This window comes from Nocardioides sp. Z13_37, from assembly GCF_058355585.1.
In genome coordinates this window covers 151,085-173,120 of the sequence record NZ_JBZGDV010000003.1, presented here as the reverse complement: position 1 = coordinate 173,120, position 22,036 = coordinate 151,085, and the positions used below count along the sequence as shown (strand labels likewise).

The 22,036-nt window shown below is 71.4% G+C and carries 19 protein-coding genes; 15 read left to right on the top strand and 4 right to left on the bottom strand.

Annotated features, from left to right (window positions below; all coding sequences use genetic code 11):
- Positions 1–57: 57 nt before the first annotated feature.
- Positions 58–882 carry an undecaprenyl-diphosphate phosphatase gene (locus tag AC4H2S_RS10445; RefSeq protein ID WP_491496910.1) on the top strand — a complete coding sequence of 275 codons (825 nt, stop codon included), beginning with the start codon at positions 58–60 and terminating at the stop codon, positions 880–882.
- 31 nt (positions 883–913) lie between these two features.
- Here AC4H2S_RS10445 and corA read toward each other — a convergent pair whose 3' ends face one another.
- Positions 914–1,894: a magnesium/cobalt transporter CorA gene (corA, locus tag AC4H2S_RS10440; RefSeq protein ID WP_491496909.1), complete on the bottom strand. Its 981-nt coding sequence runs from the start codon at positions 1,892–1,894 to the stop codon at positions 914–916.
- Positions 1,895–1,925: 31 nt separating this feature from the next.
- Between corA and AC4H2S_RS10435 the strand changes: the two genes are divergently transcribed.
- From AC4H2S_RS10435 to mshC, 4 genes are all read left to right on the top strand, one after another.
- A complete protein-coding gene (locus tag AC4H2S_RS10435) occupies positions 1,926–2,648 on the top strand; it encodes a histidine phosphatase family protein (protein ID WP_491496908.1) in 723 nt (240 codons plus the stop codon).
- Positions 2,649–2,658: 10 nt separating this feature from the next.
- Complete coding sequence (locus AC4H2S_RS10430; protein ID WP_491497076.1) at positions 2,659–3,243, top strand: DUF3090 domain-containing protein; 585 nt, start codon at positions 2,659–2,661, stop codon at positions 3,241–3,243.
- A complete protein-coding gene (locus tag AC4H2S_RS10425) occupies positions 3,233–4,009 on the top strand; it encodes an SCO1664 family protein (protein ID WP_491496907.1) in 777 nt (258 codons plus the stop codon). Before AC4H2S_RS10430 ends, AC4H2S_RS10425 begins: the two co-directional genes overlap by 11 nt.
- 63 nt (positions 4,010–4,072) lie before the next feature.
- Entirely contained in the window at positions 4,073–5,311 is a 1,239-nt protein-coding gene (gene mshC, locus AC4H2S_RS10420; RefSeq protein ID WP_491496906.1) for a cysteine--1-D-myo-inosityl 2-amino-2-deoxy-alpha-D-glucopyranoside ligase, read from the top strand.
- 21 nt (positions 5,312–5,332) lie between these two features.
- Here mshC and AC4H2S_RS10415 read toward each other — a convergent pair whose 3' ends face one another.
- Entirely contained in the window at positions 5,333–6,178 is an 846-nt protein-coding gene (locus AC4H2S_RS10415; protein ID WP_491496905.1) for a PAC2 family protein, read from the bottom strand.
- A gap of 206 nt (positions 6,179–6,384) precedes the next feature.
- On the opposite strand from AC4H2S_RS10415, the gene metH reads away from it, so the two are divergent.
- Entirely contained in the window at positions 6,385–10,098 is a 3,714-nt protein-coding gene (gene metH, locus AC4H2S_RS10410; protein ID WP_491497075.1) for a methionine synthase, read from the top strand.
- 105 nt (positions 10,099–10,203) lie between these two features.
- Here the strand turns inward: metH and AC4H2S_RS10405 are convergent, their stop codons facing one another.
- Entirely contained in the window at positions 10,204–11,625 is a 1,422-nt protein-coding gene (locus AC4H2S_RS10405) for a GntP family permease (RefSeq protein ID WP_491496904.1), read from the bottom strand.
- Between the two features lie 292 nt (positions 11,626–11,917).
- Between AC4H2S_RS10405 and AC4H2S_RS10400 the strand changes: the two genes are divergently transcribed.
- The 9 genes from AC4H2S_RS10400 to AC4H2S_RS10360 all read left to right on the top strand — a co-directional run bounded on the left by AC4H2S_RS10400 (position 11,918) and on the right by AC4H2S_RS10360 (position 20,919).
- Positions 11,918–12,679 (top strand): transporter substrate-binding domain-containing protein, encoded by a 762-nt coding sequence (locus AC4H2S_RS10400; RefSeq protein ID WP_491496903.1) that lies wholly within the window; start codon positions 11,918–11,920, stop codon positions 12,677–12,679.
- Between the two features lie 4 nt (positions 12,680–12,683).
- Positions 12,684–13,337 (top strand): amino acid ABC transporter permease, encoded by a 654-nt coding sequence (locus tag AC4H2S_RS10395; protein ID WP_491496902.1) that lies wholly within the window; start codon positions 12,684–12,686, stop codon positions 13,335–13,337.
- A gap of 5 nt (positions 13,338–13,342) precedes the next feature.
- The gene (locus tag AC4H2S_RS10390) at positions 13,343–14,113 is read left to right on the top strand and encodes an amino acid ABC transporter ATP-binding protein (protein ID WP_491496901.1); all 771 of its coding nucleotides are present in this window, start codon (positions 13,343–13,345) and stop codon (positions 14,111–14,113) included.
- A gap of 47 nt (positions 14,114–14,160) precedes the next feature.
- Positions 14,161–14,871 (top strand): HAD family hydrolase, encoded by a 711-nt coding sequence (locus AC4H2S_RS10385; RefSeq protein ID WP_491496900.1) that lies wholly within the window; start codon positions 14,161–14,163, stop codon positions 14,869–14,871.
- Between the two features lie 111 nt (positions 14,872–14,982).
- The gene (locus AC4H2S_RS10380; RefSeq protein ID WP_491496899.1) at positions 14,983–16,638 is read left to right on the top strand and encodes an ABC transporter substrate-binding protein; all 1,656 of its coding nucleotides are present in this window, start codon (positions 14,983–14,985) and stop codon (positions 16,636–16,638) included.
- Positions 16,639–16,728: 90 nt separating this feature from the next.
- Complete coding sequence (locus AC4H2S_RS10375; RefSeq protein WP_491496898.1) at positions 16,729–17,739, top strand: ABC transporter permease; 1,011 nt, start codon at positions 16,729–16,731, stop codon at positions 17,737–17,739.
- Between the two features lie 5 nt (positions 17,740–17,744).
- Positions 17,745–18,758, top strand: coding sequence for an ABC transporter permease (locus AC4H2S_RS10370; protein WP_491496897.1), 1,014 nt, complete (start codon positions 17,745–17,747; stop codon positions 18,756–18,758).
- 5 nt (positions 18,759–18,763) lie between these two features.
- A complete protein-coding gene (locus AC4H2S_RS10365; RefSeq protein WP_491496896.1) occupies positions 18,764–19,783 on the top strand; it encodes an ABC transporter ATP-binding protein in 1,020 nt (339 codons plus the stop codon).
- Complete coding sequence (locus tag AC4H2S_RS10360) at positions 19,780–20,919, top strand: ABC transporter ATP-binding protein (RefSeq protein ID WP_491496895.1); 1,140 nt, start codon at positions 19,780–19,782, stop codon at positions 20,917–20,919. Before AC4H2S_RS10365 ends, AC4H2S_RS10360 begins: the two co-directional genes overlap by 4 nt.
- A 119-nt stretch (positions 20,920–21,038) precedes the next feature.
- On the opposite strand, the gene AC4H2S_RS10355 is transcribed toward AC4H2S_RS10360, so the two are convergent.
- Positions 21,039–21,953 carry a RecB family exonuclease gene (locus AC4H2S_RS10355; RefSeq protein WP_491496894.1) on the bottom strand — a complete coding sequence of 305 codons (915 nt, stop codon included), beginning with the start codon at positions 21,951–21,953 and terminating at the stop codon, positions 21,039–21,041.
- Positions 21,954–22,036 lie beyond the last annotated feature (83 nt).

Below are 22,036 nucleotides of genomic sequence, written 5' to 3'. Positions count from 1 at the left end.
AGGGTAGCCACGGGGCGTGCACGGATCACACCTGACTCGCCCGTAGGCTGATCTCCCGTGACCGATCTCCTCAAGGCCGTGGTCCTCGGCGTGATCCAGGGGCTGACCGAGTTCCTGCCGATCTCCAGCAGCGCCCACCTGCGCATCTTCCCCGAGCTCTTCGGCTGGGGGGACCCGGGAGCGGCGTTCACCGCCGTCATCCAGATCGGCACCGAGCTCGCCGTGCTCATCTACTTCCGCAAGGACATCTGGCGGATCGGCAACGCCTGGGTGCGCTCGCTGTTCAAGGCCGAGTACCGCGGCAGCTTCGACGCGCGGATGGGCTGGTTCATCATCGTCGGCTCGCTGCCGATCGTGGTCCTCGGCGTGCTGCTCAAGGACGTCATCGAGCGCGACTTCCGCAACCTGTGGATCGTGGGCTGCACGCTGATCGTGATGGGTGTCGTGCTCGGCATCGCCGACCGCGTCGGGCGGACCGACCGGCCGCTGCGCAAGCTGACGCTCAAGGACGCCGTGCTGATGGGGGCCGCGCAGGCGCTCGCGCTGATCCCCGGGGTCTCGCGCTCCGGTGCCACGATCTCGATGGGCCGCTTCCTCGGCTTCGAGCGCGAGGCGGCGACCCGGTTCGCGTTCCTGCTCGCCATCCCCGCCGTGGTCGGCGCGGGGCTGTTCGAGCTCAAGGAGATCCCGAGCGGGCACAACGACTTCGGCTGGGGGCCGACCATCACCGCGACGGTCGTCTCCTTCGTGGTCGGCTACGCCGCCATCGCCTGGCTGCTGCGCTACGTCAGCACCCGGTCCTACACGCCGTTCGTGGTCTACCGGATCCTGTTGGGCGCAGGCACGCTGATCCTGCTCGGCGCCGGGGTGCTGGCCGCCTGACCGGGTCGGCGCCGGGTCACGCCGGGTCGCCTCACAGCCAGCCGGACCGCTTGAACCAGACGATGAGCACCACGGCGGACCCGACCATGAGCAGCAGCGCGAACGGGTAGCCGTAGGTCCACTGCAGCTCGGGCATGTGGGTGAAGTTCATCCCGTAGATCCCGGCGATCAGGGTGGGCACCACGATCACCGCGGCCCCGGCGGAGATCTTGCGCATGTCGTCGTTCTGCTGCACCGAGATGCGGGCGGTGTGCGCGTCGAAGGCCGTCGACAGCAGGGCGTCGAGGTTGTCGACCACCTCGGCGACGCGTTGCAGGTGGTCGACGACGTCGCGGAAGTAGGTGGCGGTCTCGGCGGTGATCCGGTCGTCGCCACCGGCCGCGAGCTGGCGCATCGGCTCGCGGAGCGGGAGCACGGCGCGCCGGACCTCGGCGATCTCGCGCTTGAGGACGTAGATGCGGGAGGAGTCGTCGGTGCGCATGGCGGAGAACACCGAGGCCTCGACCTCGTCGACGTCCTCCTCCAGGGACGCGCCCACGCGCTCGTACTCGTCGACGACCCGGTCGCAGATCGCGTAGAGCACCGCCATCGGTCCGTGCTCGAGCACGGACCCCCGGCGCTCGAGGTCGCGGCGGGAGGCGGCGAGGTCGATGCCCTGCCCGTGGCGGACCGTCACCACGAAGTCCGTGCCGACGAACATGTTGATCTCGCCCGTCTCGACCGCGTCGTCCTCGTCGACGTACCAGAGCGTCTTGATCACCAGGAAGAGCGTGTCGCCGTAGCGCTCGAGCTTGGGCCGCTGGTGGGAGTCGCCGGCGTCCTCGACCGCGAGGGGGTGGAGGTCGAAGATCCGGGCCACGTCGTGGAGCTCCTCGGGGCTCGGGTCGTGCATGCCGACCCACTGGAAGTCGCCGGGGTCGCACGGGACGCGGGCGAAGCCCAGACTCTGGTCGTCGCTGCTGGTGAGCGGGACCCGCCTGCCCTGGTGGTAGAGCGCGTTGTCGACGATCACACGACGAGGCTAGCCCCACTAGCCTCGGTGCATGCCCACCGTGATCCTCGTCCGCCACGGCCGGTCGACGGCCAATGCCACCGGCGTCCTGGCCGGCCGACTGCCCGGCGTCCACCTCGACGAGACCGGCGTGCGGCAGGCGGTCGCGGTCGGCGTGCGGCTGGCGGGCGTACGCCTCGCTGCCGCGGTGACCAGCCCGCTCGAGCGCTGCCGGGAGACGTGCCGCGAGATCACCAGGCGCCAGGGCGCCCCGCTGCGCGCGAGCACCGACAAGCAACTGTCGGAGTGCGACTACGGCGACTGGCAGGGCCGCCCGCTGAAGGACCTCGCCAAGGAGAAGCTCTGGACGACCGTCCAGGCGCAGCCGTCGGCGGCGACCTTCCCGGGCGGGGAGTCGATGCGGGCCATGCAGGACCGCGCGGTGGCGGCCGTACGACGCCACGACGCGCGCATCGCGGCCGAGCACGGCGACGACGCCGTGTGGGTCGCGGTGAGCCACGGCGACGTGATCAAGTCGGTCCTCGCCGACGCGCTGGGCACGCACCTCGACCTCTTCCAGCGCATCCACGTCGACCCGGCCTCGGTGTCGGTGGTGCGCTACACCGAGTCGCGGCCCTTCGTCATCGGCACCAACACCCATGCCGGCGACCTCGCCTGGCTGACCCCGCCGCCGAAGGCCCGCCGCGCCTCGCGGAGCCGACGCGCGGACGCCGAGGTGGGTGGAGGCGCCGGACCCCAGACAGAAGGGTCCTAGGGTGAGTGACATGCCCGTCGTGCACCGCTTCGACCCGCCCGAGCGCTTCGTCGCCGGCACCGTTGGCGAGCCCGGCCAGCGGACGTTCTTCCTCCAGGCCCGCGACGGCGCGCGAGTGGTGAGCGTCTCGCTGGAGAAGCAGCAGGTCCAGGCGCTCGCCGAGCGGATCGACGAGCTGCTCGACGAGCTGATGCGCGCCGCCGGCGGCGACGTGCTCATCCCGGCGATCGCCCCGCGCGACATGGCCGACACCGCGCCCCTCGAGCAGCCGATCGAGGAGGAGTTCCGCGCCGGCACGATGACCCTGTCGTGGGACGGTGCCGCCGAGCGCGTGGTGATCGAGGTGTTCCCGTTCACCGAGGCCGCGGTCGTCTCGCCCGAGCAGCTCCAGGAGGGCCTCGAGGAGCTCCTCGAGCCCGAGCCGGAGGAGATCTTCCTCGTCCGCGTCACCGCCGCCGCAGCCCGCTCGTTCGTGGAGAGGGCGCTCTCGGTGATCGGGGCCGGTCGTCCCGACTGCCCGTTCTGCGGCGAGCCCATCGACCCCGACGGGCACCTGTGCGTGCGCGCCAACGGCTTCCGGCGCCGTGATCCCTGACCTGCCCGAGGGCTTCCCCACCGGGGAGCTCACGCTTCACGGACGGGTCCTGCCGGCCTCCAACGCGACCTTCGTCGGCGAGGTCGACGGCGTCCGGGTGGTCTACAAGCCGATCGCGGGGGAGCGTCCGCTGTGGGACTTCCCCGACGGCACGCTCGCCGCGCGCGAGGTGGCGGCGTACGCCGTCTCGGAGGCGCTCGGCTGGGACGTCGTGCCGCCGACGGTCCTGCGCGAGGGCCCGCACGGCCCGGGGATGGTGCAGCTGTGGCGCGACGAGGTGCCCGACGCCTCGCCCGTCGACATCGTCGGCGAGGGGGAGGTGCCGCCCGGCTACCGCCACGTCTTCGACGGCCTCGACGCCCACGACCGCTCCGTGTCGCTGGTGCACGAGGACAGCGCCCCGCTGCGCCGGATGGCGCTCTTCGACGTGGTCGTCAACAACGCCGACCGCAAGGGCGGCCACGTGCTCCCCATGCCCGACGGGCACCGCTACGGCGTCGACCACGGGCTGACCTTCCACGTGGAGCACAAGCTGCGCACCGTGCTGTGGGGCTTCGTCGGCGAGCCGATCACCCCCGATGAGGCCGACGGCCTGCGCCGGCTCGCGACCGCGATCGACGGGGAGCTCGGCGTGGTGCTCTCGGGACTGCTGACCGAGGACGAGGTGGCGACCACCGCGCGGCGGGTCGACCGGCTCCTGGCCGGGGGCGCGTTCCCGGCGCCCGCGTCCTCGGCGTACCCCGTCATCCCGTGGCCGCCGTTCTGAGCCCAGCAGCCCCGACCGAGGCGCACCACGGGCCGCTCACGAGCGGCGGATAGGCTGCGCGGCATGCGCGCCTGGTCGTCCCCCGACGTTCCCACCCTGCCCGTGACGGGTCCCGTCGTGCGGGTGCACGACACGGCGAGCGACTCCGTGGTCGAGACCCGGCCCGACGGCGCGGCGCGGATGTACGTCTGCGGCATCACCCCCTACGACGCCACCCACATGGGCCACGCCGCCACGTACGTGGGCTTCGACCTGCTCCACCGCGCGTGGCGCAACGCCGGGCACCAGGTGACCTACGTCCAGAACGTCACCGACGTCGACGACCCGCTGCTCGAGCGAGCGACCAAGGTCGGCGTCGACTGGGCCGACCTGGCCCTGCGCGAGACGCAGCTGTTCCGCGAGGACATGGAGGCGCTGCGGGTCCTGCCGCCGGCCCACTACACCGGCGCCGTCGAGTCGATCCCGGAGGTCATCGCGCTGATCCAGCGCCTTGACGAGGCCGGTGCGGTCTACCGCGTCGAGGACGACCTCTACTTCTCGGTCGGCGCCGACACGACGTTCGGGTCGGTGTCGCGCCTGGACCGCGCCGCCATGCTCGAGATCTTCCCCGAGCGCGGCGGCGACCCGGACCGTGAGGGCAAGAAGGACCCGATCGACTGCGTGCTGTGGCGCGCCGAGCGTCCGGGGGAGCCCTCGTGGGACAGCCCGTGGGGTCCGGGCCGGCCGGGCTGGCACGTCGAGTGCTCCGCGATCGCGCTCGACCACCTCGGCCCGGCGTTCGACGTCCAGGGCGGGGGCAGCGACCTCGCCTTCCCGCACCACGAGATGTCCGCCGGTCACGCGCAGGTCGCGCACCCCGGCGAGCCGTTCGCCCGGGCCTACGCCCACGCCGGCATGGTCGCCTACGACGGCGAGAAGATGTCGAAGTCGCGGGGCAACCTCGTGTTCGTCTCCGCGCTCCGCAGGAGCGACGTCGACCCGATGGCGATCCGCCTGGTGCTGCTGCGCCACCACTACCGCAGCGACTGGGAGTGGACCGACGACCAGCTCTGGGACGCCGTCGACACCCTCGGCACCTGGCGCCGGGCCCTGGCGCTCGGCGCCGGCGCACCCGCGGCACCCGTGGTCACCGCCGTCCTCGACGCACTGGCCGACGACCTCGACGCGCCGACGGCGGTGGCCGCCGTGCAGGAGTGGGTCGAGTCGACGCTCGGCACCGCCGGGCTCGCGGACACCTCCGACCCCGAGGCCGCAGCGACCGTGCACCGGCTCCTCGACGCCGCGCTCGGCCTGTCGCTCTGACGTACGCCCGCCTCGAGCGGGTCAGTCGGTGTCGCGGCGCTTGAGGTAGCGCTCGAACTCGCGGGCGATCGCCTCGCCGGAGGCCTCGGGGAGGTCGGCGGTGTCGCGGGTCTCCTCGAGCGCCCTGACGTAGTCGGCGACGTCCTCGTCCTCCGCGGCGAGCTCGTCGACCCCGCGCTCCCACGCCTTGGCGTCGTCGGCGAGGTCGCCGATGGGCATCGGGGCCTGGAGCAGCTCCTCGAGCTGGCCGAGCAGCGCGAGCGTGGCCTTGGGGCACGGCGGCTGGGCGACGTAGTGGGGGACCGCCGCCCAGTAAGAGACGGCCGGGATGTCGAGCTGGGTGCAGGCGTCGTTGAAGACACCGACGATGCCGGTCGGGCCCTCGTAGGTCGACTGCTCGAGGGCGAGGCGGTCGACGAGCTCGGGCTCGGTCGCGGTGCCGGTGACCGGGATCGGCCGGGTGTGCGGGGTGTCGGCGAGCAGGGCGCCCAGCGTCACGACGAGCTCGGCGCCGAGGTCGTCGCAGGCGGCGAGCAGCTCGGCGCAGAACTGGCGCCACTTCATGTTGGGCTCGATGCCGCGCACCAGGATGACGTCGCGGTCGAGCTCGGCCGGGCGTGCGACGGCGATCCGGGTGGTCGGCCAGCTGAGCCGGCGGTGGCCGTTGTGGTCGGTGCTGATGATCGGGCGGTTGACCTGGAAGTCGTAGAACTCCTCGGGGTCGATCGCCCCGATCACCTCGGCCTTCCACTGCTCGAGGAGGTGGTCCACGAGGCCGGACGCCGCGTCGGCGGCGTCGTTCCAGCCCTCGAAGGCGGCGATCACCACGGGGGAGACCAGGTCCTGCACGTCGTCGAACTCGATCACCCCTCCAGCCTAGGGCGCGGCCCCAGCGTTTCCCTCGTGATTTCGCCGCCCGACCCGCCGGTGCCACCATGTGGGAACCCGGTCCGCCTGTCGGACGACGTTCCTAGGCTGGCGTCACCGCCATCCGAGAGGAGCCACGCACCGTGGAGCCACAGCACCGCCCCGACGCCACCGCCGCCCTCACGGCGATCCTGAGCGAGCGGATCATGGTGCTGGACGGCGCGATGGGCACGGCGATCCAGCGCGACCGTCCCGACGAGGCCGGCTACCGCGGCGAGCGCTTCGCCGACCACCCCAGCGACCTGGTCGGCAACAACGACCTCCTGACGCTGACGCAGCCCCAGCTGATCCGCGCGATCCACGAGGACTACCTCGGCGCCGGGGCCGACATCATCGAGACCAACACCTTCAACGCCAACGCGATCTCGCTGTCCGACTACGGCCTCGAGGACCTCGCCTACGAGCTCAACCTCGAGTCGGCCCGGCTGGCGCGCCAGGCCGCCGACGCGGTCGCGACCGACGACCGGCCCCGCTGGGTCGCCGGCGCCCTTGGCCCCACGACCCGCACGGCGTCGATCTCGCCCGACGTCAACGACCCGGGCGCCCGCAACGTCTCCTTCGACCAGCTCGCCGACGCCTACCTGACGGCCGCCCGCGGCCTCGTCGACGGCGGCGCCGACCTGCTGATGATCGAGACGATCTTCGACACGCTCAACGCCAAGGCCGCGATCTTCGCGGTCGAGACGCTCTTCGAGGAGCAGGGCCGCCGCTGGCCGGTGATCATCTCGGGCACCATCACCGACGCCTCGGGGCGCACCCTGTCGGGCCAGGTCACCGAGGCGTTCTGGGACTCGGTGCGCCACGCGCGCCCGCTGGCCGTCGGGCTCAACTGCGCGCTCGGCGCGCGCGACATGCGCCCCTACGTCGCCGAGCTGTCGCGCCTGGCCGACTCCTTCGTCAGCGTCTACCCCAACGCGGGGCTGCCCAACGCGTTCGGCGAGTACGACGAGACGCCCGACCAGACCGCGGCGGTGCTCGCCGAGTTCGCCGAGGCCGGCTTCCTCAACCTCGTCGGCGGCTGCTGCGGCACCACCCCCGAGCACATCGCCGCGATCGCGGGGGCCGTGGAGGACAAGAAGCGCCGCGAGCCGGTCGCGCACCAGCCCGTGATGCGCCTCGCCGGGCTCGAGCCGCTGACGATCACCGACGAGAGCCTGTTCGTCAACGTCGGCGAGCGCACCAACATCACCGGGTCGGCCCGCTTCCGCAAGCTGATCAAGGACGGCGACTACGACGCCGCGCTGAGCGTGGCGGCCCAGCAGGTCGAGGCCGGCGCCCAGGTCATCGACGTCAACATGGACGAGGGCATGATCGACGGGGTCGCGGCGATGGACCGCTTCCTCAAGCTGATCGCCGCCGAGCCCGACATCAGCCGGGTGCCGGTGATGGTCGACTCCTCGAAGTGGGAGGTCATCGAGGCCGGCCTCAAGTGCGTGCAGGGCAAGCCCATCGTCAACTCCATCTCCATGAAGGAGGGGGAGGAGGCGTTCCGCGCCCACGCGCGCCTGTGCCGCAAGTACGGCGCCGCGGTGGTGGTGATGGCGTTCGACGAGGACGGCCAGGCCGACAACCTCGAGCGCCGCAAGGCGATCTGCGAGCGGGCCTACCGGATCCTCGTCGACGAGGTCGGCTTCCCGCCCGAGGACATCATCTTCGACCCCAACGTCTTCGCCGTCGCCACGGGCATCGAGGAGCACGCCACCTACGGCGAGGACTTCATCGAGGCGACCCGCTGGATCAAGCAGAACCTCCCCGGCGCGAAGGTCAGCGGCGGCATCTCCAACGTGTCGTTCTCGTTCCGCGGCAACGGTCCGGTGCGCGAGGCCATCCACGCGGTCTTCCTGTTCCACGCGATCCGTGCCGGGCTCGACATGGGCATCGTCAACGCCGGTGCGCTGGTCGTCTACGACGAGGTCGACCCCGAGCTGCGCGAGCGCATCGAGGACGTCGTGCTCAACCGCCGTCCCGACGCCGCCGAGCGCCTGCTCGAGGTCGCCGAGCGCTTCAACGTCGCCGCCGGTGCCGTCGAGGTGACCGAGGACGAGTGGCGCGGCCTGCCGCTGCGCGAGCGGATCACCCACGCCCTGGTCAAGGGCATCGACGCCCACGTCGAGGCCGACACCGAGGCGCTGCGGGCCGAGATCGCCGCGACCGGCGGGCGTCCGATCGAGGTGATCGAGGGTCCGCTGATGGACGGCATGAACGTCGTCGGCGACCTGTTCGGCGCGGGCAAGATGTTCCTCCCGCAGGTGGTCAAGAGCGCGCGCGTGATGAAGAAGGCCGTGGCCTACCTGATCCCCTACATCGAGGAGGAGAAGGTCAAGGACCCGGCGCTGGCCGCGCAGAAGGAGACCAACGGCACCATCGTCATGGCGACGGTGAAGGGCGACGTCCACGACATCGGCAAGAACATCGTCGGCGTCGTGCTGCAGTGCAACAACTACGAGGTGATCGACCTCGGCGTGATGGTGCCCGCGCAGAAGATCCTGGACGCGGCGCAGGAGCACCAGGCCGACATCATCGGCCTCTCCGGGTTGATCACCCCCTCGCTCGACGAGATGGTCAACTTCGCCGCCGAGATGCAGCGCGTCGGCCTCGACCTGCCGCTCCTGATCGGCGGCGCCACGACCTCGCGGGCCCACACGGCGGTCAAGATCGACCAGAAGTACGACGGCCCCGTGGTCTGGGTCAAGGACGCCTCGCGCTCGGTGCCCACCGCCGCCGCGCTGCTCAGCCCGACGGGCCGCGAGAAGCTGATGGCCGACGTCCAGGCCGACTTCGACTCCCTCCGCACGCGCCACGCGGCCAAGAACGACCGGCCGCTGGTGACGCTGGAGCAGGCCCGCGCCAACGCCACGCCCATCGACTGGTCCGACTACCACCCGCCCAAGCCGCACATGCTGCTCCAGCAGGACCACGACGTGTCGCCGTTGACCGGCGTGGCCGTCACCCAGCACGTACGCGTGATCCGCGACCAGGACCTCGCGACCCTGCGCCGCTACATCGACTGGCAGCCGTTCTTCAACGCGTGGGAGATGAAGGGCGCCTTCCCCGACATCCTCAACAACCCGACCTCGGGTCCCGCTGCGCGCAAGCTCTACGACGACGCGCAGGCGATGCTCGACCAGCTCATCGAGGAGAAGTGGATCCGCGCCCACGGCGTGGTCGGCTTCTTCCCGGCCAACTCGGTCGGCGACGACGTCGAGCTCTACCTCGACGGCGACCGCAGCACCGTCCACGCCACCCTGCGCCACCTGCGCCAGCAGGGGCAGCACCGCGAGGGCGTGCCCAACCGCTCGCTGGCCGACTACGTCGCGCCCAAGGAGACCGGCCTGCGCGACCACGTGGGCGGCTTCGCGGTGACCGCCGGCGACGGGCTCTCGGAGCGGGTCGCGGCCCTCCGCGAGGAGCTCGACGACTACAACGCGATCCTGCTCGAGTCGCTCGGCGACCGGCTGGCGGAGGCGTTCGCCGAGCGCCTCCACGAGCGCGTGCGCAAGGAGCTGTGGGGCTACGCGCCCGACGAGCACCTCGACAACGTCGGGCTCATCAAGGAGCAGTACGACGGCATCCGCCCCGCCCCGGGCTACCCCGCCTGCCCCGAGCACACCGAGAAGCGCACCCTGTGGGAGCTCCTCGACGTCGAGGAGCACACCGGGATCACGCTGACGGAGTCCATGGCGATGTGGCCGGGCGCCTCGGTCAGCGGCTTCTACTACTCCCACCCCCAGTCTCAGTACTTCGTGGTGGGTCGCCTGGCCCGCGACCAGGTCGCCGACTACGCCGAGCGCAAGGGCTGGACCCTCGCCGAGGCCGAGCGGTGGCTCTCGCCCAACCTGGGCTACGACCCCGAGGACTGACCTCCGGCTGCGCGGGCGTCCCCCGGCGCCCGCGCTCGGGGTGGGTCATACGAAGCGGGACGAATGGGTGCGGGTCGGGATGACGCAACGCGCAACGACGACCCCTCAGAGCATCACGGCCGCCAGCATCACGAGCGGGAGCGAGACCACCGAGGCGACCGACGTGACGAGGGTCAGCGTCTTGAGGGTGCCCTTGGTCGACAGGCCGAGCAACGACTTGAACATCCAGAAGAAGTTGCTGTTGACCTGCAGCGCGAACATCGCGCCCGAGGCGATCGCCAGGCCGATCACGATGGGGGAGATGGTCAGCGAGTCGAGGATGGGGGCGATGATCCCGGCCGCGGTGATCGCGGCCACCGACACCGAGCCGATCGCCAGGTGGAGCACGGCGGCGATGAACCAGGCGAGCAGGATGCTCAGCACGACCGGCGCGCCCTCGTCGGCCTGGAAGAGATCGCCCAGGACGCTGTCGAGCCCGGTCGCCTCGATGACCGCGCCGAGGGAGCCCCCGACGCCGGTGATCAGCAGGATCTCGCCCGTGGTGTGGAAGCCGTCCTCCATCGCCGCGTTGGTGTGCTCGCGCCCGGCGGCGGCCCGGGAGAGGGCGTACGCCCCGAGCAGGCCGAGGAAGAGGGCGATGTTGGCGTCGCCGAGGAACGCGATGAACGTGGTCGACCAGCCCCCGAGCTCGGCGAACGCCCCGAGCGCGATCAGCACCAGCGGCACCAGGATCGGCAGCATCAGCACCCCCAGCGGCAGGTGGCGCACACCCTCCCGGGCCTCCGCCTCGGTGGCCTCCGCCTCGCTCCGGGCCATCGCCTCCTGCGCCGTCTCGGCCTCGCCGGTGAGGTAGGCCCGGTCGGCGGCCTCCTGAGCGGCCATCGCGTCGTCGACCTCCTCGTCGGACTCGGGGTCCCAGAAGCCGCCGGCCGCGAAGAGCAGGCGCATCAGGAGGGTGGACACGAGCGCCGTCACGAGCCCGATCACCACCCCGTAGACGAGCCAGTCGCCGAGCCGGATGTCGAGGAGCCCGGCGATCGAGATCGCGGCCAGGCCCGGGATGACGAAGACGTAGCCGGCGAAGATCCCGCAGCCGAGCGCCGAGGCGAGCACTGGCAGGCCCACCTTGCCGACGAACGGTGATGCGGAGCGGGCCACCGGTGCGGCGAGCACCACCTGCACGTCGACGTAGATCGACGGCATGACCACGGCCAGCATCGAGGTCAGCGCGTAGGGCAACCGCCCCGAGCCGACCTTCTGCACCAGTAGCGCGACCAAGCGGCGGAAGGCGCCCGTGGAGTGGAGCAGCGCCCCGATGAGCACGCCGAAGCCGATCAGCAGCCCGACCTCCGCCATGATCCCGCCGAAGCCGGTCGTGATCGCCTCGACGGTGCCGGCGAAGCCGACGCCGCCCGCCAGGCCGAGGTAGAGCGAGCCGAGGATCAGCGAGATCACCGGGTCGATGCGGCCCTTGATGATCAGGGCGACGACCAGGACGATCGCGATGGCGGTGTGCAGGGCGACCATGGCTCTCCCGAGGGTGGACGTCCCCGGGAGCCTCCCGGGTGCCCTCTGTCTACCGGTGCAGGGGTGCCACTGGCTAGGACGCCGGTGGATGATCGCGCGGGGGACCGCCTCCCGACCGCGCCTCCCGGGGCCGGGCCGGGGGCAGCCCCGGGGGCGGCGGGCGTTAACCTCGTTCGCCTGACCGAAGCGCGACTCTCGGCCCCACGACCACGTGGGGTGGCCGAACGGAGGCAGGACGACGATGAACAAGCTCCCCCGCAGGATGACGAACCGACGGCGGACGGGGGGCATCGTGGCCCTCGCGACTGCCGCCCTGATGACCCTCGCGGCGTGTGGTGGTGATGACGGCGACGCGGCCTCGGACGGGCCACGCCTGATCAACGACGGCGAGCTGGTCATCGCCATGAGCGGCGAGTTCCAGCCGTTCAGCTACTTCGAGGACAACAAGCTCACCGGCTTCGACTACGACATCGGCGTCGCGATCGCCGAGGAGATGGGTCTCGAGCCCAAGACCGAGACCGGCGCCTTCGACACCCTCATCCAGGGCGTGAAGAGCCAGCGCTACGACGTGCTCATCGCGTCGATGACACCGACCGAGGAGCGCGACCGGGCCGTCGACTTCACCGACAGCTACTACACCTCCGGCGCGACGATGTTCGTCCCCCAGGACAGCGACTGCGAGGACCCCCGCGAGATGGACTCGCCCAAGGTCGGGGTCGCGTCCGGGACGACCTACCAGACCTTCCTCGAGGACGAGGGCCTCGCGGGCGAGGTGGTGACCTTCACCTCGGACGTCACCGCCCTCCAGGACGTCGACGCGGGACGTCTCGACGGTGCGATGACCGACCGCCTCGTCGGCCTCTACCAGATCGACCGCGCCGAGCGCGACCTGCGCGCGTGCGGCGACCCGCTCTACAGCGAGGAGCCCGCGTTCGCGGTTGACGAGGGCAACACGGCGCTCGTCGACCAGCTCAACGAGGCCCTGGCCGCCATCAAGGACGACGGCACCTACGCCGAGATCAGCGAGAAGTGGTTCGGACAGGACATCTCCTGACGCCATGAGCTTCCTCGACCACCTCGTCGACACGGCGCCGGTCTTCCTGGACGCCACGTGGATCACGCTGCGGCTCACCGCCACGGCGCTCGTGTTCGCCTTGCTCCTCGGCTCCGTGGTGGCGGCGATGTCCATGAGCGGGGTCGCGGTCCTGCGCTGGATCGCGACCGGGTTCATCGGACTGATCCGCGGCACGCCCCTGATCGCCCAGATCTTCGTCCTCTACTTCGGCATCGCCGAGATCGTCACGCTGGACAAGTTCTGGGCGGGAGCGATCGCGCTCGGAGTCCACAACGCGGCCTACATCGCCGAGATCATCCGCTCCGGCTTCCAGTCCGTGCCCAAGGGCCTCGACGAGGCGTCCAGGTCGCTGGGCATGTCGCGGCTCAGGACGCTGCGCCGGGTGCGGGCGCCGCTCGCGCTAAGGGCGATCCTCCCGGTGCTGGGCAGCCAGTTCATCATCGCGGTCAAGGACTCCTCGCTCGTCGCGTTCATCGGCCTGCAGGAGCTCTTCCTCAGCGCTCGCAACGAGGCGGCAGCCACCTACGAGCCGCTGACGATGTACCTCATCGTCTCCCTCTACTACCTGGCCATCGTGCTGGCGCTCACCTTCGTGGTGAACCGCCTCGAGCACCGACTCAGCGCCCACCGGAGGTGAGCGGCATGACCAGTCCCGAGACGTCCGCGCCCCAGGAGGGCGAGCCCGTCGTCGAGATGCGCGACATCCTCAAGTCCTACGGCGACACCGTGGTGCTCGAGGGGGTCGACCTCGACGTGCACCGCGGCGAGGTCGTGGTGCTCATCGGCCCGTCCGGCGCCGGCAAGAGCACCCTGCTGCGGTGCATCAACGGTCTCGAGCGCATCCAGGGCGGCACGATCCGGGTCGCGGGGGAGGAGCTGTCCTACCGGGAGAAGGACCTCAACCGGGTCCGCAGCCGCATCGGGATGGTGTTCCAGTCCTTCAACCTCTTCCCGCACCTCAAGGTCGTCGACAACCTGACGATGGCCCAGGTCGACGTGCTCGGCCGCTCGAAGGCCGAGGCACGTGAGCGGGCGCACGAGCTGCTCCGACGGGTCGGCCTGCCGGACAAGGCCGATGCCTATCCGGACCGGCTCTCGGGCGGCCAGCAGCAACGCGTGGCCATCGCCCGCGCGCTCGCCATGGATCCCGAGGTCATGCTGTTCGACGAGCCGACCTCGGCGCTCGACCCCGAGCTGGTCGGCGAGGTGCTGCAGGTGATGCGCACCCTGGTGGACGACGGGATGACGATGGTCGTGGTGACCCACGAGATGCGCTTCGCGCGCCGAGCCGCCGACCGCGTCGTGCTGATGGCCGACCACGGGATCGCCGAGCAGGGCACGCCGGAGGAGGTCCTCGAGCGCCCCTCCAGCGAGCGCGGCCGCGCCTTCCTGGCCGAGCTCGGCGACGGCTGAGCGGCCCTGGCTCCTCGTCCGCGGAGTGCTCGTGGAACGATGCTCCCGTGATTCCTGCGGCGGTCCTGTGGGACATGGACGGCACCCTGGTCGACACCGAGCCCTACTGGATCGACACCGAGTACGCGTTGGCGGAGAAGTACGGCGGCACCTGGTCGCAGGAGCACGCGTTGAGCCTCGTCGGTCGCGCGCTGCTCGACTCGGGCGTCTACATCCGCGAGCACATGGGCATCGACCGCACGCCCGAGGAGATCGTCGAGGAGCTGCTCGACGGCGTGGTCGCGCGTGTCGAGGTCGAGGTGCCCTGGCGCCCCGGCGCCCGCGAGCTGCTGGCCGACCTGCGCGAGCGCGGCGTCCCCTGTGCCCTGGTGACCATGTCCTGGCAGCGCTTCGTCGACCCGATCCTGGCCCAGCTGCCCGAGGGCACCTTCGGCACGGTCGTCACCGGCGACCGCGTCGCGCAGGGCAAGCCGCACCCGGAGCCCTACCTCACCGCTGCCGCCGACCTCGGCCTGGCGCCGGGCGACTGCCTTGCCGTCGAGGACTCCGACACCGGCGTCACGTCGGCCGTCGCCGCCGGCTGCACGGTGCTGTGCGTGCCCAACCACGTGCCGATCCCGGCGGGGGAGCGGCGCGTGTTCGCCGAGACCCTGGCGGGGCTCGACGCCGTGCGGCTGGGCGCCCTCGTCGAGGCGTACGACGCCGGGGAGCGCCGCGTGGCGTCGCGCGACGCGGCTCGGAGCACGCGCCACCCGTGACCCGACCGTGACCATCTCGGTGTGGTCCGGCCCACGTCCGCCGGTCTAGGGTGCGGGACACACCTGATCGATTACCGGACGGAAGGACTCGGGATGTCTGTGAGACGCACCGTGGCTACCTGGACCACGGCGGTCCTGGCGGCCGCCACCTTGGCGAGCTGTGCCGACAGCCAGCGCGACGACGGCGAGAGCGGGGGCAGCGGCAGCGGGGACGACGGCACCTTCGTCTTCGGTGCGGCCGGTGCGCCGGAGATGTTCGACCCCTTCTACGCCACCGACGGTGAGACGTTCCGCGTCACCCGCCAGATGTTCGAGGGCCTCCTCGGCATCGAGCCGGGCAGCGCCGAGGTCGTTCCGGAGCTCGCCACCGACTGGGAGCCCAACGAGGACGGCACCGAGTGGACCTTCACACTGCGTGACGACGTCACCTTCCACGACGGCGAGCCCTTCAACGCCGAGGCCGTGTGCGCCAACTTCGAGCGGATGTTCGACCAGAACGAGGCCGGGCAGACCGCCGGCGAGTACTGGGGCTACGTGATGGGCGCCTTCGCCAACGACGCCGACAACTCGCTCTACCAGGGCTGCGAGGCCACCGACGAGTACGAGGCCGTGGTCTCGATCAGCGGCCCGACCTCCGGCTTCCCGACGATGCTGACCCTCGAGTCGCTGTCGATGCAGTCGCCCAAGGCGCTCGAGGAGGGCGACGCCAACGGCATCGCCGCCGAGGGCGAGGGCTTCAGCTTCCCCGCCTACGCCGACAACCCGGTCGGCACCGGTCCGTTCACCTTCGGTGAGTACGACGAGGCCAACGGCGAGATCATGCTCGAGCGCAACGACGACTACTGGGGCGACACCGCGAAGGTCAGCGAGCTGGTCTTCCGGGTCATCCCCGACGAGAGCACCCGCCGCCAGGAGCTCGAGGCCGGCAGCATCAACGGCTACGACCTGCCCAACCCGGTCGACTGGGCCGGCCTCGAGGAGGACGGCAACAGCGTCGAGGTCCGCGACCCGTTCAACATCCTCTACATGGGCTTCAACCCCGAGGCCAACCCGGAGCTGAAGGACCTCAAGGTCCGCCAGGCGCTCTACCACGCCCTCAACCGCGACCAGCTGGTCCAGACCCAGCTGCCCGAGGGCGCCGCCGTTGCCACCCAGTTCATGCCCGACACGGTGAGCGGCTACAACACCACCCTCGAGGCCTACCCGTACGACCCCGAGGAGGCCGAGCGCCTGCTGCAGGAGGCCGGCGCCGAGGGCCTGGAGCTCACGTTCGCCTACCCGACCGAGGTCAGCCGCCCGTACATGCCGGACCCGGAGAAGATCTTCGAGGCGGTGCGCAGCGACCTCGAGGCCGTGGGCGTCAAGGTCAACGTCAAGACCGCCTCGTGGAACGGCGGCTACCTCGACAACGTCACCGCCGGCCGCTACGACGCCTACATCCTGGGCTGGACCGGCGACTACGACTCGGCGTTCAACTTCATCGGCACGTTCTTCGGCAACCTCAAGGAGAACGACTTCGGCACCACGGGCTACCCGTGGGGCAAGCAGCTCGCCGACGACCTCAAGGCCGCCGACGCGATCGTGGACGAGGGGGAGCGCGGAGCGGCCTTCGAGGAGATCAACCGCCAGATCATGGAGGAGTACCTCCCGGGCCTGCCGATCAGCCACTCGCCGCCCGCGCTCGTCGTGGGACCCGGCGTGGAGGGCGTGACGCCGAGCCCGCTCACCGCCGAGGAGTTCGACACGGTCGTCGTGGGTGGGAAGTGACCCCCGTCCGCTGACCGATCGACAGTGCACGACGTCCGGGGGCCGTACCAGCGACGGCCCCCGGACCGTGCAGGCGTGTGAGGAGAACGCGTGATCCGCTTCGTCGTACGACGACTGCTGCAGATGTTCCTGGTGGTCCTCGTGCTGTCCGTGCTCGTCTTCGCGTGGCTGCGCTCGCTGCCCGGCGGGCCGGTGTCCGCGATCCTGGGCGAGCGGCAGACGCCCGAGCGGCGCGCCGCCCTCGAGGCGGCGCTCGGGCTCGACCAGCCCCTGCCCGTGCAGTACCTCAGGTTCCTCGAGCGTGCCGTCCAGGGCGACTTCGGCGTCTCCACCAAGGTGCTGCCCGGTGAGGACGCGCTCCAGATCTTCCTCGACCGGCTGCCGGCCACGGTGGAGCTGTCGTTCCTCGCCCTCGTGCTGGCGATCGCGCTCGGCATCCCGCTCGGCTACGTCGCCGCGCGCCGCCAGGGCTCGGTGGTCGACACGGGAGCCGTCATCTTCTCCCTCGTCGGCGTGGCGGTGCCGGTGTTCTTCACCGCCTTCCTCCTCAAGTACTTCTTCGCCGTCGAGTGGAACCTGCTGCCGGTGTCCGGGCGACAGAGCACGGGCATCGACGCCACCCGGGTGACGGGGATGTTCGTCCTCGACGGCATCCTGACCCGCGAGTGGGACGCCGCCTGGGACGCGCTCAAGCACCTGATCCTGCCGGCGCTCGCGCTGGCCACCATCCCGTTCGCGGTCATCTTCCGCATCACCCGTGCCTCGGTGCTCGACGTGCTCGACGAGGACTACGTGCGCACGGCCGAGGCCAAGGGTCTCACCACCCGCGTGATCCGGGCGCGGCACGTGCTCCGCAACGCCATGCTCCCCGTCGTCACCACCATCGGCCTGCAGGTCGGAGGCCTGCTGGCCGGCGCGGTGCTGACCGAGACCGTCTTCTCCTACCGCGGCGTCGGCGAGGCACTGGCCACCGCCTTCCGCGAGAAGGACTATCCCGTGCTGCAAGTGCTGATCATGGCGGCCGCGGTGATCTACGTCCTCGTCAACCTGCTGGTCGACATGGCCTACGCGGTCATCGACCCCCGGATCAGGACGAGGTGAGCCCCGTGCCCGACCCGACTCCCACGACCCCCACCCCGGCTCCCACCGACCCGACGCCCGAGCGTGCGCCGCGGCGGCCGTCGTACGGCCGGATGCGCAAGGAGCGCATCGACGCCCTCGCCACGGCCGGCACCGTCGACGACGAGCCCGGCGTCTCGCTCATCCGCAGCGCGTGGAAGCGGCTGCGGCGCAACCCGGTCTTCCTCCTCGGCCTCGTGATCACGGTCGCCTTCGTGGTGCTCGCGATCGTCTCCCCGTGGCTCGCCCCGTGGGACCCCACCGCGCGGCCGCTGCTCGACAAGGTGCGACCGCAGTCCAACCCCGTGCCGGGCCCCGAGGCCGGCCACCTGCTCGGCGCGGACGACCGGGGCCGCGACCTGCTCTCGCGCCTGCTCGTCGGCAGCCGGCAGACCCTCATCGTGGGCGTGTTCGCCACGCTTTTCGGCCTCGTCGGCGGACTCACCCTCGGCACCATCGCCGGCGCCATCGGCGGCTGGGTCGACGCGGTCGTCATGCGCATCGTCGACGTGATGCTGTCGATCCCGTCGCTGCTCCTGGCCTTCACCGTCGCCTCGCTGGCCCGCGAGCCCAGCCAGTGGACGCTGATCATCGCCATCGCGATCATCCAGGTGCCGGTCTTCGCCCGGCTGCTGCGCGGCTCCATGCTCGCGCAGCGCAGCAGCGACCACGTGCTCGCCGCCCGGTCGCTGGGCGTACGACCGACGTCGATCGTGTTCCGCCACATGCTGCCCAACTCGCTCGGACCGGTGATCGTCCAGGCCACGCTCTCGCTGGCCGTGGCGATCGTCGACGCCGCCGCCCTGTCGTTCCTCGGCCTGGGCAACCCCGACCAGCGACAGCCCGAGTGGGGGCAGATGCTGGGCCTCGCGCAGGACTACATCTCCGAGGCCCCGCACCTGGCGTTCTACCCGGCCGGGTGCATCATCGTCGTGGCGCTGGGCTTCACGCTCATGGGGGAGTCCCTCCGCGAGGCGCTCGACCCGAAGTCGAGGAGGTGATCTCGATGACCCAGTCCCTGCACCAGCCCACCCGCTCGGCGGCGTCCGGCGAGCCGCTGCTCTCCGTGCGCGACCTGCGCGTCACGTTCGCCCGGCACGGCGAGGTGCCGTTCCGGGCGGTCGACGGCGTGAGCTTCGACGTACGCCCCGGGCAGACCGTCGGCCTGGTCGGCGAGTCCGGCTGCGGCAAGTCGGTCACGTCGCTGGCGATCATGGGCCTGCTGCCCGGCCGCGGCAACACCGTGGAGGGCCAGGCGCTCTTCGACGGCGAGGACCTGCTCACGCTGTCGCCCTCGCAGATGCGCGACCGCCGCGGCGCCGACATCGCGATGATCTTCCAGGACCCGCTGTCCTCGCTGAACCCGGTCGTGACGATCGGTCGCCAGGTCACCGAGGTGATGGAGCGCCACCAGGGCCTCAGCCGCAAGGAGGCCACCCCCAAGGCCGCCGACCTGCTCGAGCGCGTCGGCATCCCCGACCCCAAGGCCCGGCTGATCAACTACCCCCACCAGCTCAGCGGAGGCATGCGCCAGCGGGCGCTGATCGCGATGGCGCTCGCCTGCAACCCGCGGCTGCTCATCGCCGACGAGCCGACGACCGCCCTCGACGTGACGATCCAGGCCCAGATCCTGGCGCTGCTCAAGGAGCTCGTGGTCGACACCGGCACCGCGCTCGTGATGATCACCCACGACCTCGGCGTCGTCGCGGGGCTGTGCGACGAGGTCAACGTGCTCTACGGCGGCAAGGTCGTCGAGCGCGGTGGTCGCCACGGGCTCTTCGCCCGGCCGCGCCACCCCTACACGGTCGGCCTGCTCCGCTCCATCCCGCGCCTCGACGCCCCGCGCGGGGAGAAGCTCGACCCCGTCCCGGGGTCGGTCGCCGACAACCTGCCGTGGGACTCCGCCTGCGCGTTCGCCCCGCGCTGCGCCAACCGGATCGGCGTCTGCACCGAGGAGACGCCCCAGTGGGAGGGTGACCACGTGGTCGGGTTCCGCTGCTTCAACCCCGAGGGAGGAGTCCGATGACGGAGCCGGCACGCGCGACCGAGGAGTCCGACGTCCTCGTCGAGGTCCGTGGGCTCGAGGTCCACTTCCCGATCAAGAGCGGTCTGCTGTTCGACCGCACGGTGGGCCACGTGCGCGCCGTGGACGGCGTCGACATGGTCATCCGCCGCGGCGAGACCTACGGGCTGGTGGGGGAGTCGGGCTGCGGCAAGTCCACCCTCGGCAAGGCGATCCTCAACCTCGAGCCGCCCACTGCCGGGTCGGTGGTGTTCGACGGCACCGACATCGCCTCGCTCAAGGGCGAGGCCCTGCGGCGCGAGCGCAAGCGCTTCCAGATGGTGTTCCAGGACCCGATGTCGAGCCTCGATCCGCGCCAGACCGTCGAGTCGCTCGTGCTCGAGGGGATGCGCGCGCACGGCATGGCCGACGACAAGGCGAAGACCCACGCCCGCCTGCGCGAGCTGATGTCCGCGGTCGGGCTGCCGCCCGCGGCGCTCAGCAAGTACCCCCACGAGTTCTCCGGCGGCCAGCGCCAGCGCATCGGGATCGCCCGGGCCCTGTCCGTGGGGCCCGACCTCATCGTCGCCGACGAGCCGGTCAGCGCGCTCGACGTCTCGATCCAGGCGCAGGTCGTCAACCTGCTCCAGGACCTCCAGGACGAGCTCGGCCTGACCTACCTGGTGGTCGCCCACGACCTCGCGGTCGTGCGCCACATCAGCGACCGGATCGGTGTGATGTACCTGGGCGCTCTCGTCGAGGAGTCCGGCGCCGCGGAGCTCTACGACGTGCCGCTGCACCCCTACACGCGGGCGCTGATGTCGGCGGTGCCGGTGCCCGACCCGGTGGTCGAGGACTCGCGCGAGCAGATCCTGCTCACCGGCGACCTGCCCTCGCCCGCCAACCCGCCGACCGGGTGCCGCTTCCACACCCGGTGCCCCTGGCGCCAGGAGACGCGCTGCGACACCGAACGCCCCCAGCTGCGCGTCGTGGACGTCGAGGGCGCCTCGTCCGGCCACCGCGTCGCCTGCCACTTCGCCGAGGAGATCGCCGCCGGCACGATCCAGCCCCACCGCGTCGACGCCCAGCTGGTGCCGGAGGGCTTCGGCGCGATCGACGCGGGTCCCACGACGCCTCCCGACGCCTACGTCACGCCCTAGCCTGACCGTCGTACCTCCGCTGCGTCATACGGTCGTCCGGTCGGTATGGGTGCGGGTTCGTCTGACGCACCCGGCGCCAGCCGGAGGCAGGACACCGAACGACGGCGAGGCGGGGGAGGTCAGTCGGCGGACTCGTCGGCCGAGGCGTCGGCCACGGGCGGGGTGGGGGCGGGGAGGGGTGGGATCGTGCCGCCCTTGGTCGGACAGTACTGGTGGAAGGAGCACCAGTCGCACAGCCGCGACGGGCTCGGCCGCCAGTCGCCGGAGTCGCGGGCGGCCTGGATCGCGCGCCACACCGCCTCGACCTTGCGCTCGGTGGCGCGGAGGTCGTCCTCGTCGGGCTCGTAGCGCAGGATCTCGCCGTTGCCGAGGTAGACCAGCTGGAGCACCGACGGCACGACGCCGCGAAGGCGCCAGATCACCAGGGCGTAGAACTTCATCTGGAACAGGGCCTTGGCCTCGTAGCCCTCGCCGGGGCTGCGGCCGGTCTTGTAGTCGACGACCCTGATCCGGCCGTCGGGGGCGACGTCGACCCGGTCGACGAAGCCGCGCAGCAGCAGCCGCGAGTCGAGCAGCGTCTCGACGTAGAGCTCGCGCTCGGCCGGCTCGAGGCGACGAGGGTCCTCGAGGTCGAAGTAGCGCGCGAGCACCGTGCGGCACGACGTGAGCCACGCCGCCACATCGGGGCCCTCGCCGCCGAACATCGCGCCCAGGTCGGGCTCGGCCGCCAGCAGTGCCTCCCACGCCGGCTCGAGCATGTCGTCGGCTCGAGTGGGGGTGCGGTCGGGCGCGGGGAGGTCGAAGAGGTCCTCCAGCACCTTGTGCACGACCGTGCCGCGCACGGCGTCGGGCGACGGCTCCTCGGGCAGCCGGTCGATCGTGCGGAAGCGGTACATCAGGGGGCAGGCCATGAAGTCGCCCGCCCTGCTGGGCGAGATCGCGCCGAGCACGTCCACGCCGTCGACCGGCGTCGAGACCCGATCGGCGGGGGACTCGGGCACGGCATCGGGCGGAGCGGCGAGGGGGTTCGTCATGGCTCGGCTCACCCTAGGCGAGGCGTGCGACACCGACCGTCCCGGCGTGCGCCGCCGGACGGTCGCTGTGGGCGGGGTTCGTT

What these genes read in the sequence shown, in the direction of transcription:
- AC4H2S_RS10435 (WP_491496908.1), top strand. Translation starts at nt 1,926, where the DNA reads ATGCCCACCGTGATCCTCGTCCGCCACGGCCGGTCGACGGCCAATGCC.
- AC4H2S_RS10430 (WP_491497076.1), top strand. Translation starts at nt 2,659, where the DNA reads ATGCCCGTCGTGCACCGCTTCGACCCGCCCGAGCGCTTCGTCGCCGGC.
- mshC (WP_491496906.1), top strand. Translation starts at nt 4,073, where the DNA reads ATGCGCGCCTGGTCGTCCCCCGACGTTCCCACCCTGCCCGTGACGGGT.
- metH (WP_491497075.1), top strand. Translation starts at nt 6,385, where the DNA reads ATGGTGCTGGACGGCGCGATGGGCACGGCGATCCAGCGCGACCGTCCC.
- AC4H2S_RS10405 (WP_491496904.1), bottom strand. Translation starts at nt 11,625, where the DNA reads ATGGTCGCCCTGCACACCGCCATCGCGATCGTCCTGGTCGTCGCCCTG.
- AC4H2S_RS10395 (WP_491496902.1), top strand. Translation starts at nt 12,684, where the DNA reads ATGAGCTTCCTCGACCACCTCGTCGACACGGCGCCGGTCTTCCTGGAC.
- AC4H2S_RS10390 (WP_491496901.1), top strand. Translation starts at nt 13,343, where the DNA reads ATGACCAGTCCCGAGACGTCCGCGCCCCAGGAGGGCGAGCCCGTCGTC.
- AC4H2S_RS10365 (WP_491496896.1), top strand. Translation starts at nt 18,764, where the DNA reads ATGACCCAGTCCCTGCACCAGCCCACCCGCTCGGCGGCGTCCGGCGAG.
- AC4H2S_RS10360 (WP_491496895.1), top strand. Translation starts at nt 19,780, where the DNA reads ATGACGGAGCCGGCACGCGCGACCGAGGAGTCCGACGTCCTCGTCGAG.
- AC4H2S_RS10355 (WP_491496894.1), bottom strand. Translation starts at nt 21,953, where the DNA reads ATGACGAACCCCCTCGCCGCTCCGCCCGATGCCGTGCCCGAGTCCCCC.